The sequence below is a fragment of the Falsiroseomonas oleicola genome, assembly GCF_019029495.1.
In the GTDB taxonomy this organism is placed as follows: Bacteria; Pseudomonadota; Alphaproteobacteria; order Acetobacterales; family Acetobacteraceae; genus Falsiroseomonas; species Falsiroseomonas oleicola.
This window is the reverse complement of record NZ_JAERQM010000012.1, coordinates 36,353-48,183: the sequence shown is the minus strand read 5'-3', so window position 1 is coordinate 48,183 and position 11,831 is coordinate 36,353. Positions and strand designations below refer to the sequence as shown.

At 68.8% G+C, this 11,831-nt stretch carries 10 protein-coding genes; 3 read left to right on the top strand and 7 right to left on the bottom strand.

What is annotated here, in order from left to right:
• Positions 1 to 16: 16 nt before the first annotated feature.
• Both JJQ90_RS25730 and JJQ90_RS25725 read left to right on the top strand, forming a co-directional pair.
• On the top strand, positions 17 to 1,483 hold the full coding sequence (locus JJQ90_RS25730; protein ID WP_329959522.1) for an AMP-binding protein: 1,467 nt from the start codon (positions 17 to 19) through the stop codon (positions 1,481 to 1,483).
• A gap of 135 nt (positions 1,484 to 1,618) precedes the next feature.
• Positions 1,619 to 2,611 (top strand): Bug family tripartite tricarboxylate transporter substrate binding protein, encoded by a 993-nt coding sequence (locus JJQ90_RS25725; RefSeq protein WP_216879165.1) that lies wholly within the window; start codon positions 1,619 to 1,621, stop codon positions 2,609 to 2,611.
• Between the two features lie 26 nt (positions 2,612 to 2,637).
• On the opposite strand, the gene JJQ90_RS25720 is transcribed toward JJQ90_RS25725, so the two are convergent.
• The 7 genes from JJQ90_RS25720 to JJQ90_RS25690 are packed head-to-tail and all read right to left on the bottom strand — an operon-like array spanning position 2,638 to position 10,924.
• A complete protein-coding gene (locus tag JJQ90_RS25720) occupies positions 2,638 to 3,840 on the bottom strand; it encodes an MFS transporter (RefSeq protein WP_216879164.1) in 1,203 nt (400 codons plus the stop codon).
• A gap of 32 nt (positions 3,841 to 3,872) precedes the next feature.
• The gene (locus JJQ90_RS25715) at positions 3,873 to 4,940 is read right to left on the bottom strand and encodes an ABC transporter ATP-binding protein (RefSeq protein WP_216879163.1); all 1,068 of its coding nucleotides are present in this window, start codon (positions 4,938 to 4,940) and stop codon (positions 3,873 to 3,875) included.
• 2 nt (positions 4,941 to 4,942) lie between these two features.
• A complete protein-coding gene (locus JJQ90_RS25710; protein WP_216879162.1) occupies positions 4,943 to 6,685 on the bottom strand; it encodes an ABC transporter permease in 1,743 nt (580 codons plus the stop codon).
• Between the two features lie 12 nt (positions 6,686 to 6,697).
• A complete protein-coding gene (locus tag JJQ90_RS25705; protein ID WP_216879161.1) occupies positions 6,698 to 7,762 on the bottom strand; it encodes an ABC transporter substrate-binding protein in 1,065 nt (354 codons plus the stop codon).
• 48 nt (positions 7,763 to 7,810) lie between these two features.
• Positions 7,811 to 8,866: an ABC transporter substrate-binding protein gene (locus tag JJQ90_RS25700; RefSeq protein ID WP_216879160.1), complete on the bottom strand. Its 1,056-nt coding sequence runs from the start codon at positions 8,864 to 8,866 to the stop codon at positions 7,811 to 7,813.
• A gap of 40 nt (positions 8,867 to 8,906) precedes the next feature.
• A complete protein-coding gene (locus tag JJQ90_RS25695; RefSeq protein ID WP_216879159.1) occupies positions 8,907 to 9,716 on the bottom strand; it encodes an enoyl-CoA hydratase in 810 nt (269 codons plus the stop codon).
• A gap of 11 nt (positions 9,717 to 9,727) precedes the next feature.
• Positions 9,728 to 10,924 (bottom strand): CaiB/BaiF CoA transferase family protein, encoded by a 1,197-nt coding sequence (locus tag JJQ90_RS25690; protein WP_216879158.1) that lies wholly within the window; start codon positions 10,922 to 10,924, stop codon positions 9,728 to 9,730.
• A gap of 240 nt (positions 10,925 to 11,164) precedes the next feature.
• Between JJQ90_RS25690 and JJQ90_RS25685 the strand changes: the two genes are divergently transcribed.
• A complete protein-coding gene (locus JJQ90_RS25685) occupies positions 11,165 to 11,830 on the top strand; it encodes a GntR family transcriptional regulator (RefSeq protein WP_216879157.1) in 666 nt (221 codons plus the stop codon).
• Position 11,831 lies beyond the last annotated feature (1 nt).

Below are 11,831 nucleotides of genomic sequence, written 5' to 3'. Positions count from 1 at the left end.
ACGGGGTGCGATCAAAGTGGCCGAGGGCTTTCTCGAATTGCTGCGCCGCGCCGTGGCGGCGGAACCGGAACGGGTTCTTGCACGCTCCGCCGATACGTCGCTGACGCTGGCCGGGCTGGATGCGCAGAGCGATGCGCTGGCACAGGCATTCCGATCCCGCGGCGTGACGCGGGGCGACCGCGTGGCAGCGGTGCTGCCGAATGCGCTGAGTTCGCTGCCCGTCGCCTATGCCATGGCCAAGGCGGGCATCGCCTGGGTGCCGCTGAACCCGCAGCTTGTGGGCGACGGGCTGCGCCATGTGCTGGCGCTGACGCGGCCGAAGCTGATTTTGGCCGACACGCCGCTCGACACCACGGCGGAGGTGCTGCCGCTGGCCGCGCTGGAAGCCGCGCCCGGCGCGCGCTTCGCGGAGGCTTCCCCAGAAGCGACCGAGGACTTCGCCATCTGCACCACCTCCGGCACCACCGGCCCGCCCAAGGGTGTGCGCGTTTCCCACCGCATGCTGCGGCTCGCCGGGGAGGGCGTGATGCTGGTGGCGGATGCGCGGGATGACGACGTGTTCTTCATGTGGGAGCCGCTGCACCATATCGGCGGCGCGCAGATGCTGGTGGCGCCGCTGCTGCGCCGCGTGGTGCTGCACATGGTGCCGCGTTTCAGCGCCAGCCGATTCTGGGACGAGGTGGTCGCGGCGGGGGCCACGCATATCCATTATCTCGGGGGCATCCTGCAGATCCTGCTGAAGCAGCCGCCTTCGCCGAAGGATCGCGCGCATGGCGTCCGCATCGCCTGGGGCGGCGGCTGCCCGGTGGAGCTTTGGCCGCAGGTGCAGGCGCGCTTCGGTGTGAACCTGCGCGAATGCTATGGCATGACGGAGGCTTCTTCCTTCTCCACCTTCAACGCGGCGGGCGTGCCGGGCTCGGTCGGCCGGGCCATGCCCTGGTTCGACGTCTCCATCCTCGACGCGGCCGGCAACACCCTGCCGCCGGGCGCGCGTGGCGAGATCGTGGTGCGCGCGCATGAACCCCTGGCACTGACCCAGGGCTATCTCGACAATCCCGAAGCCACCGCCAGGGCCTTGCGCCACGGCGCCCTCCACACCGGCGATTCCGGCAGCCTGGATACGGACAAGAATCTGTTCTTCCATGGGCGGATGACGGACAGCGTGCGGGTGCGTGGCGAGAATGTCTCGGCCTGGGAGGTGGAGGCGGTGGCGGCGCGGCATCCCGATGTCGCCGACTGCGCCATGATCGGCGTCGCCGCCGAGATCGGGGAGCAGGAGATCAAGCTGTTCCTGCAGTCCCGCGATGGCCTGGCGCTCGACCTCGCCGCCTTCAGCGCCTGGCTGGCCCCGCGCCTCGCGCGCCATCAGCGGCCGCGCTACCTGGCCCTGGTCGATGGCTTCGCGCGCACGCCGAGCCAGCGCATCCAGAAATTCGCCCTGCCCGTGACGGTGCAGGGCTGTTTCGACACGGCGGCGCGGTAGCGGTTCAGCCGCCGCCGCCGGCCTTGATGCGGAAGCCGTGTCTATCCCGTCTTTTCAGGGGTTTGACGCCGCCGCGCTTGACCCGCCTTCGGCCAATGTCATGATGGACGCAACAAATATCGTCGAGGAAATGTCATGATCCATCCCCGCCTGGGCCGCCGTGCCCTGCTGGCCGCGGCCGGTGCCATCCCCGCCTTGCAGGTGCTGCCGGCCCGCGCCGCCTGGCCGGACCGCCCGCTGCGCGTCATCGTGCCCTTCGCGGCCGGCGGCAATGCGGACACCATCGCACGGCTGTTGCAGCCGCTGCTTCAGGAACGCCTCGGCCAGCCGGTGGTGGTGGAGAACCGCCCCGGCGCAGGCGGCAGTGTCGGCGCCCAGGCGGTGGCACGGGCGCAGCCTGATGGCTACACGCTGCTGGTCGGCTCCAACGGCCCGCTCAGTGTCAATCCGGTGGTGCAGACGCGGCTGCCCTATGATGCGGCGAAGGATTTCGCCCCGGTCGCCATGGCGATGCAGGTGCCCCATTGCCTTGTCGTGCAGCCCTCCGCGCCCTATCGCGGCGTGGCGGATGTGGTCGCCGCCTCCCGCGCCCAGCCGGATGCGCTGGGGGTGGGCACGGCGGGCGTGGCCAGTGCCACGCATCTGTCGCTGGAAGCCTTCATCGCCGCCAGCGGCGCCAAGCTGCTGCACGTGCCCTATCGCGGCGGCGGCGCAGCGGTGCCCGATTTCCTGGCGGGCAATATCCCGCTGCTCTTCACCGAATTCTCCACCGCCCTGCCGCTGCATCGCGCCGGCCAGGCGCGCATCGTCGCCGTCGCCGCCACCGCGCGGCTCAACGCCCTGCCGGATGTGCCGACCATGGCGGAGCAGGGCGTCGCCGATTTCACCGCCGGTTCCTATGTCGGCCTGCTCGCCACGGCGGGCACGCCGGCGGAGGCGATGAGCCGCCTCGGCCGGGCGATGGCGGAGATCGTGCGCCTGCCCGATTTCCAGGCCCGCATGACCGGCATGGGCGGAGAGACCGCGGCCGGCGCGCTCGCCACGCCGGAGGGCTTCGCGACCTATATCGCGCAGGATCTGGAACGATCCCGCATCGCCGCGCGGACGGCCAATATCACGGCGCAATAGGAGCGCCTGCGGGATACGGGAACGCCTCACACCGTTCGGCCAAGCCGGCGCAGCAGCGCGAAGCCGAGCAGTGTGACAAGCGCGACATGGCCGAAGGCGAGGCCCCAGGCCGCGAGGTCCTCCGGCCCCGCCCAGTCCAGCGCCACGCCGACGCCGAGCGGGCCGAGGAAGCCGCCGGCATAGCCGCACATGCTGTGCAGCCCCATGGTGGCGCCGCACCGCCCCGGCTCTGCCCCCTGCACCGTGCCGGCCGTCAGCGCCGAACTGTCGAGATAGATCGCGGCGTTCCAAAGCAGCACGCAGGCCACCGCCAACGGCGCGGAAACCATGGCGGAAAGGCCCGTCAGCACCGCCATCAGGGCCGCCGCACCCATCGCCCAGGCCACCACGCGACCCCGGCCGAAACGCTGCGCCGTCTCATTGCCCAGGATGGAGACGGCGATGCCCAGCAGCCCCGCCAGGGTGAACAGCAGGTTCGGCCCCGGCAGCCAGGCCGGCGCGCCATGGCGGGCGATCACCAGCGCCAGGAAGGTCACCGCCCAGGCACGCAGCGCCGCCATTTCCCAGGTATGCACGGTATAGCCGGCGATCCAGGCCATCGCCGCGCGGTTGCGCAGCACCGGGCGGAAATCGAGCAGGGCGCCGGGCGGGGGCGCGCCCTCGGGCCGCCTGGGCGGCGTGGCGGGCAGAACCGCCGCGCCGATGCCGAAGGCAACCAGAGCAGCGACGCCGCCGAACAGGAAGGCCGCCTGCGGCCCCGCCAGCGCGTCCAGCGTGCCGGCGACGAGGAAGGAGGCCGCGCCGGCAATGCCCACGCCCGCCGCGTGCCAGGACACGGCGCGCGACTGCGCCGCCCCCTCCAGCCGATCCGCCAGGGCCTTCAGCCCCGGCATGTAGCATCCGGCCCAACCGATGCCGGCCAGGGCGCGCAATGAGAGCGCCGACCAGAACCCCTCCGCCAGGAAGGCGAAGCCGAGATGGGAGGCGGCGGTCAGCGCGGTGCCGAGCAGGTAGATGCGCCGCGCCGGCAACCGGTCCGTCAACGCCACCAGCAGCGGCACGGCGGCGACATAGGCTGCGAAGAAGGCGCCGATCAGCCAGCCCGCCTCGGTGGCGGAAAGCTGCCACCGGGCCATGTAGCCCGGCAACAGGGCCGGCAGGGTGAAGGCGCCGATCTGCGCCAGCACCTGCGCCACCACGATGGCGGCGACGAAGCGGGATGCGTCCATGCCCGCCAGTGTAACGGCCTGCCGGCGGGGCGCTACACCACCATGGCCATCTGCTGCGGATCGAACTCCATCCAGACCCGTTCGCCCACATCATGGATCTGCAAAGGCGGCGCGGTGGCGCGCAGACGCAGCTCGCTGCCCTGCGCCTGCACCACATAGTCCCAGGTCTCGCCGAGGAAGGTGCGCTGCGCCACCACGCCTTCCAGCACCGGGCCGCCACCGCTGGGCGGTGCACGATGCAGGCCGATGCTCTGCGGCCGGACGGAGACCAGGATATCGTTGCCCATCGCGGCCTCGGCCCCCGGCACCTGGCCCGCCTGCATGGCGATGCCGCCAAAGCCGATCTGGCCGTCGCGCAACTCCGCGGAGAGCAGGTTGGTGCGGCCGATGAAGCCGGCGACGAAGCGTGTGCGTGGGCGGGTGTAGAGGAGGTGTGGCGCATCCACCTGCTCGATCCGCCCGGCATTCATCACCGCGATGCGGTCCGATGTCGCCATCGCCTCCGCCTGGTCATGCGTGACATAGACGGTGGTGATGCGGAACTCGTCATGCAGCCGGCGGATTTCGAAGCGCATCTCCTCGCGGAGGTTGGCGTCGAGATTCGACAGCGGCTCGTCCAGCAGCAGCACCGCCGGCTTGACCACGATGGCGCGCGCCAGCGCCACGCGCTGCTGCTGCCCACCGGACAGCTCCGCCGGATAGCGCGCCGCGAGGTGGCCCATCTGCACCACCTCCAATATGTCCTGCACCCGCTTGCGGATGTCGTCGGAGGGCAGTTTGCGCAGCTTCAGCCCGAAGCCGACATTCTCCGCCACCGTCATGTTCGGCCAGATCGCATAGCTCTGGAAGATCATGGACATGCCACGCTTTTCCGGCGGCAGCACGGCGCCCGGGGCGGAGATCACCTGGCCGTCGAGCGAGATACTGCCCTCATTCGGATCGACGAAGCCCGCGATCATGCGCAGCGTCGTCGTCTTGCCGCAGCCGGAAGGCCCGAGCAGGGAGACGAATTCGCCTTCCTGCAGGGTCAGCTCGATGGAATCGACGACACGATTGAGGCCGTAGGCCTTGGTCAGCCCCTGGAGCGAAAGACGCGACATCCTCAGTTTCTCCGCAGCATGAAGTCACGCCCGACCAGCTTCATCCCGATGCCGACGAAGACCATCGTCACCAGCAGCAGCAGCCCGCCGAAGGCCGCCAGGACCTCGAAGTTGCCGGCCTCGCTGAGGTCGTAGAGCAGCACGGACATCGTCCGCGTGCGCGGCCCGACCAGGAAGATCGCCGCCGACAATTCGCGGGAGGCGACGATGAACACGATCAGCCAGCCGCCCAGCAGCGCCTTCTTCACCAGCGGTGCCGTGACCATGCGGATGGCGTGCAGCCGCCCGCTGCCCAGGATGCGCGCCGCCTCCTCCATCTCCGGATGCACGGCGCGGATGGCGGAGGTGGAATTGGCATAGGCAATGGGCAGGAAGCGCGCCGCGAAGGCCAGGATGATGAGCGTCGCCGTGCCATACAGTGCGAAGGGCGGGGAGGCATAGGCGGCGTAGAAGCCGATCGCCATGACGATGCCGGGGATGACGAAGGGCGCCATCGCCAGGAAGCCGAGCGCCTCTCCGAACGGCACCAGCCGCCGGTTGACGATATAGGCGATCATCAGGGCGAGCAGCACCGCGATGGTCGCCGCCGTGGCGGAGAACCAGATGGTGTTCCAGATGGAGGTCATCGCCATCTCATGCTCGAAGATCAGCAGGTAGTAATTGGCGAAGGTCAGGTTGTCCCAGGCCAGGCCGCGGCCCCAGGCCTTGGCGAAGCTGGCCTGCAGCAGCACGAAAAGCGGCGCGATCACCGCCATCAGCCCGACCATCGCGCACCAGCCGAAGGCCAGCCAGCGCCAGGGCCCCAGCTTGATCGGCCGCCTCTCGCCGCCCTTTCCGGTCTGGGAAACATAGCCCTTGCGCGCCAGCATCAGCTTCTGCACCACGATCATGCCGGCGGTGATCAGCAGCAGGGGCATGGCATAGGCGGCCGCGACCTCCACCCGCACCGGATACTCGAAGAACTGCCAGAGCTGTGTTGTCACAACATTGATGCGCGCCGGAATGCCGATGATGGCCGGCGTGCCGAACAGCGCGATGGCTTCCAGGAAGACGATGATGAAACCCGCCACGATCGCCGGCCAGACCAGCGGCAGCGACACCTTGCGCATCGCCGTCCAGGTGCCGGCGCCCAGGATATTGGCGGCATCCTCCATCTCCGAGGAAACGAGGTCGAGCGCCGACTTGACGAAGATGAAGACCAGCGGGAAGGAATTCAGCGCGATGACCAGCGCCATGCCGCTGAAGCTGTAGATATTGACCAGCGCGCCCTCCGCCCCCGTCACCCAGCGCCACGCCAGGTTGAGGAAGCCGGAATTCGGCCCGGCCAGCAGAATCCAGCCCACCGCGCTGAGATAGGGCGGCAGGATGAAGGCGCCGAGCACCACGGCCCAGGTCAGGCCCTTGAACGGCATGTCGGTGCGCGACACCGCCCAGGCCATGGGCACCGCCATCACCACCGCCATGGTTGCGGAGACGAGGCCGAGGATCAGCGAATTGACCAGGGCATCGACGTAGCGCGAACGGCCATAGGCCGAGACGTAGTTCATCAACGTGAAGGCGCCGGTCCCGCGCGTCTCGAAGCTGACAACCAGCAGCTTGCCGAGCGGGAAGGCAACCAGGAACAGCAGGATCGCGATCAGCGCGATCCACAGCAGCGTCACCGGCTCGAAGCGCGCGAGGCGGCCGGAAAGCCGCCTCGGCACTGCCTGCGCCGCGCCCTGGGGAAGTGCGGGGGCTTCGCTCATCGGCCTTGCCGATCAGACGCCGAAAATGTCACGCCAGAGCTCCCTCACCTCAACCATTTCGTTCTTCACCTGATCCGGCGTCGGCGTGATGGTCTTGATCTCGTCCAGCGGGCGGGAGCCTTCCGGCGGCGGCACCTCCGGACGCAGCGATTCGGCGGAGTATTCGCGCACCGTGCGCGAATAGGCCGCGCCCGTGACATATTCCATGAAAAGCTTGGCGGCATTGGGCTTCGGCGCATTGGCGATGGCCGCGCTCGGCGCCGGCACCAGCAGCGTGCCATCGCTCGGATAGGTCAGCGCCAGCGGATTGCCGCGGGAGATGCTGAACAGCGTGGCGGCGGAGGGAATGCCGACACCGACCAGCCTTTCCCCGGCATTCAGAGTGGTCACCGGATCGCCCGCGGATCGGCCGATCTGCGGCTTGTTGCGCTCCAGCTCGCGGAAGAAGGCTTCGCCATAGGCGGCGCGCATCATGATGGCCCAGTTGCCGATGGCGCCGCTGAAGCCGGGATGGCCGACCGCGAGCTTGTCGCGCCATTTCGGATCGGTCAGTTCCCGCCAGCTTTTCGGCGCCTCCGCCTCCGTCAGACGATCGGTGCGTCGGGCGAGCATGTAGAGCGCGAGGTAGGAGATCTGGAAATGCCCGTCCGCATCCGCCGCGTCGCGCGCCGCCTTCACCAGCCCCGCCGCATTCTGCGGCTTGTAGGCCATCAACCGGCCTTCGCCCTTCAGGAAGGTGAAGTGGCTGTAGTCGGTGGAGCTGAAGACGTCGCATTGCGCCACACGTGCCCGCGCATCCTGCGACAGGCGCTGGAAGGCGACCTGGGAGGTGGTGCGCACCACGTTGCAGCGCACGCCGGGATAGCGTTCGGTGAAGGCGCGGCCGATCGCCTCGGAGGGCTGCGCCTGCATCTGGCCGGTGTACCAGGTCAGCTCACCCTCACGCTGCGCTGCCTGATGCAGCTCCCGCTCATGCGCCGGCATGTCCTGCGCGGAAGCATGGCGGAAGGGCAGGATCGCCGCCGCGGTCAGCGCCGCCGTGCCGCCGAGCAGGCCCCGCTTCGTGATGTTCGTCATTATTCTCTCCCCAATTCGTCGGCGTTAGGCGCCGCAATTATGTCGGCGTCAGACACCGAAGGTGTCCCGCCAGGCTTCCCGCACCTCGGGCACGCCCTTCTCCTGCTCTTCCAGGGTCGGCGTCAGCAGCGTGACATCGGCCAGCGGGCGTCCGCCTTCCGGCGGCGGCACATCGGGCCGCAGCGGTTCGTTGAAGGTCCGCCGCACCGTCTCCGACAGCCCCTTGCCCGCCTGGAATTCCATGAACAGCTTGGCCGCGTTCGGATGCGGCGCATTGGACGGAATGGCGGAAGGCGAGATCGCCGCCAGAACGCCTTCCCGCGGATAGATCAGCTTCAGCGGATTGCCGCGCGAGATGGCGAGCGCCGTGGTGCCCACCGGCACGCAGAGGCCCACCGAGCGCTCCCCGGCATTCAGCGTCGTCACCGGATCCTGGCTCGACCGGCCGATCTGCGGATTGTTGCGTTCCAGCCGCGTGAAATAGTCCCAGCCATACATCTTGCGCATCTGCACGGCCCAGACGCCGATGGCGCCGCTGAAGCCGGGATGGCCGACCGCCAGCTTGTCCTTCCACTTCCCGTCCAGCGCATCGGTCCAGCTCTGCGGCGCCTCCGCCTCCGGCACGAGGCGCGTGTTGTGCGTCATCAGGAACAGGCCGAGGAAGCTGGTGTGGAAGAAGTTGTCCGCATCCATGTTGCGGATCGCGGGCAGCATGCCGTCGGCATTCACCGGCCGGTACTGCATCAGCTTCCCTTCGCGCTTCAACTGGGTGAAGTGGCCCGAATTGGTGGAGCTGAAGACGTCGCATTGCGCCGCATTGGCGCGGTTGTCCTGCGACAGCCGCTGGAACGCCACCTGGGACGTGCTGCGCACCACATTGCAGCGCACGCCCGGATAGCGTTCGTTGAAGGCGCGGCCGACCGCTTCCGAGGTTTCGGCATTGTACTGGCCGGAATACCAGGTGATCTCGCCTTCCCGCCGCGCCGCCTCATAAAGCTGGCGCTCATGCGCGGGCATGTCCTGCGCGGCGGCACGGAAGCTGGCACCGCCGATGGCGACGCCGGTGGTGAGGGTCAGGATCTGGCGCTTGGTGAAGCCGCTCATTGTTGTTTCCTCCCTGGGCTTGGCAGGCACGTCCTGGGCTCTATCCCCCCTTGAAGACGGGGGGGCGCTTGGCCATGAAGGCGGTGCGGCCTTCGGCGTAGTCGGCGCTGTCGAAGCAGGCGCGGTACAGCGCCTCGAAGCGCGACTGGTCGATCCTGGAAGGCTCGCCGGCAATCTGGTCGATGCCTTCCTTCGAGGCACGGATCGAGAGCGGCGCGTTGCGCGCGATGGTCAGCGCCATCTCCCGCACCGTGGTCTCCAGCTGCTCCACCGGCACCACGCGGTTGACCAACCCGGCGCGCAGCGCTTCCTGGGCATCCAGGAAGCGGCCGGTGAACATGATCTCCTTCGCCATGGCCGGGCCAACCAGCGCGACCAGCCGGCGCAGGCTGTGCCAGGCATAGGCGACGCCGAGCTTGGCGGCGGGGATGCCGAAGCGGCCATCCTCCGCGGTGATGCGGATATCGGCGACCATCGCCGTGGCGCAGCCGCCGCCGATGCAGAAGCCGTTGATCATGGCGATCAGCGGCTTGCCCATGCCTTCCAGCCGCTGCCGCGCGAGCGCGGAGACCGCGGAGTACTTCGCCTCCGCCTCCGCGCTGTCGCGCAGCTTCTCGAACTGGCTGATATCGGCGCCCGAGGCGAAGGCCTTGCCGCCGGCGCCGTGCATGACGACGACGCGCACCGCCGGATCCTCGGTGAAGCGCAGCGCCGCATCAGCCACCGCCTCCCACATCTCCAGCGAGATGGCGTTGCGTTTCTCCGGCTGATTGAAGGTCAGCCAGCCGATGCCGTCCTCGATGCGCGCCAGGATCTTGGGCGTGGTCAGGCTGAGGGTCATGCCGTCCATCTTGCGCGCTCCTATTGCACGATGCGCGCGGCGCGCAGCTTGGCGATGTCGTCGGGGGAATGGCCCAGCTCCGCCAGCACCGCATCGGTGTGCTGGCCGGCATCCGGCGTGGCGTTGCGGATGTCCCAGTCCACATCCGCCATGTTGATCGGGTTGCGCACCAGTTTCTGGTCGCCGAGGCGCGGATGCGCAACGGGCTTGGCCATCTGCAGATGCTGCACCTGCGGATCACCAAAAGTCTGGTCGATGGTGTTGATCGGGCCGCAGGGAATGCCCGCGGGGTCCAGGATCTCGATCCAATGCAGGCTCGGCTTGGTGCGGGTCACCTCGCTGATCGCCGCATTGATCGCGGCGCGGTCGGCGGAACGCCCGTCGCGCGTGTTCCAGCCCGGGCGCGTCTTCCATTCCGGCTTGTCCAGCGCGTCGCAGAACCGTTCCCACATGCGCGGCGAGGATGCCGCCAGCGCGATGGGGCGATCCGCCGTGGGATAGACGCCGGTGGGGATGGAGGTCGGGTGGTCATTGCCCGCCTGCCCCGCCACCTCGCCGGCCAGCAGCCAGCGGCTGGCCTGGAAATCCAGCATGAAGACCATGACTTCCAGCAGGCTGGTATGCACCCAGCGGCCACGCCCGGTGCGGGTGCGATCATACAGCGCCATCATCACCGCCAGCGCCAGCAGATTGCCGGCCGTGAGGTCGGCGATCGGAATGCCGACGCGCACCAGCCCCGCGCCCGGCACGCCGGTGATGCTCATCAGCCCGCCCATGCCCTGCGCGATCTGGTCGACACCGGCGCGGTGGCCATAGGGCCCGTCCTGCCCGAAGCCGGAGATGCTGCCATAGACGATGCGCGGATTGACCGCGCTGACGCTGGCATAGTCCACGCCCAGCCGGAATTTCACCGCCGCGCGCATATTCTCGATCACCACATCGGCCGTGGCGGCGAGCTGGAAGAAGATCGCCTTCCCCGCCTCCGTCTTCAGGTCGATCTGCATGGCGCGCTTGTTGCGGTGCAGGTTCTGGTAGTCGAAGCCGTCCTGGTCGCCGGTGATGTCGCCCGCATCGGCGGAAGGCGGCGCGATGCGAATCACCTCCGCCCCCCAATCCGCCAGATGGCGCACGCAGGTGGGGCCGGCACGCGCGACCGTCAGGTCCAGCACGCGCAATCCGGACAGCGGCAGGCCGGTGATGGTGGCATCCTGCGTCATGCGCCGCGCATCCCCTGCGACACAGCGCGGCGCGACACAGCGTGGCTTCGCCTTGGCTTGGCCATGGGCGACCTCCTCCCGAGGTGGTTCTTTTTCGCTCTGACGTCAGCTTGTCAGGCTCAGAGGAAACTGTAAACACTTTCCGGGATGGCAGATGCGCTGATGCCACTGACGCTGCCCGAACCCACCGCCACGTCACCGCGACGCCGCGATGGCGATGCTGCGCCGCACGCAAATGCCTTGCTGCGTCGCACACATCCGCTGGGCCTCGATGTCGCGCGTCGGCTTCAGGCGCTGATCCTCGATGGCACGCTGCGGCCGGGCGAGAGGCTGAACGAGGTGGCGCTGGCCCGCGCGCTCGGCGTCTCGCGCGGCCCGGTGCGGGAAGCAGCGCGGGCACTGGAAAAGACCGGTCTCGTCACCGTCATCATGAATCGCGGCGCCTTCGTCCGCAGCCTCGGCCAGGACGAGGCGATGGATATCTACGAGATCAACGGCGCGCTGTTCGGCCTGGCCGCCGCCCGCGCCGCGGATAGGATCAGCGCCGGTCAGGCGCTGGTGCTGCGCATCATGGTCGATGCGATGGATGCGGCGATCGTGCATGGCGACAGGGAAGGATTCTTCCGCATCAATTCCGACTTCCACGCCCGCATCCTGGCCTTCGGCGGCAACCGGGAGGCGGAGGCGCTCTATGCGCAGCTCACTCGCAAGCTGCTGCTGCTGCGCCGCCGTTCCTTCGAACGCCCCGGCCATATGACGGAGGCCAATGACGAGCACCGCGCCCTGATGCAGGCCATCCTGCGCGGTGATGCGGCGCGCGCGCGGGGGCTGGCGGAGGCGCATGCGCGCCTCGGCCGCGCGCGCTTCCTGGAAGCCATCGGACAAGCCGCGCAGGACGGCACATGAG

Coding starts and splice junctions, on each gene's coding strand:
- JJQ90_RS25725 (WP_216879165.1), top strand. CDS start 1,619: ATGATCCATCCCCGCCTGGGCCGCCGTGCCCTGCTGGCCGCGGCCGGT.
- JJQ90_RS25705 (WP_216879161.1), bottom strand. CDS start 7,762: ATGACGAACATCACGAAGCGGGGCCTGCTCGGCGGCACGGCGGCGCTG.
- JJQ90_RS25700 (WP_216879160.1), bottom strand. CDS start 8,866: ATGAGCGGCTTCACCAAGCGCCAGATCCTGACCCTCACCACCGGCGTC.
- JJQ90_RS25695 (WP_216879159.1), bottom strand. CDS start 9,716: ATGGACGGCATGACCCTCAGCCTGACCACGCCCAAGATCCTGGCGCGC.
- JJQ90_RS25720 (WP_216879164.1), bottom strand. CDS start 3,840: ATGGACGCATCCCGCTTCGTCGCCGCCATCGTGGTGGCGCAGGTGCTG.
- JJQ90_RS25710 (WP_216879162.1), bottom strand. CDS start 6,685: ATGAGCGAAGCCCCCGCACTTCCCCAGGGCGCGGCGCAGGCAGTGCCG.
- JJQ90_RS25690 (WP_216879158.1), bottom strand. CDS start 10,924: ATGACGCAGGATGCCACCATCACCGGCCTGCCGCTGTCCGGATTGCGC.
- JJQ90_RS25715 (WP_216879163.1), bottom strand. CDS start 4,940: ATGTCGCGTCTTTCGCTCCAGGGGCTGACCAAGGCCTACGGCCTCAAT.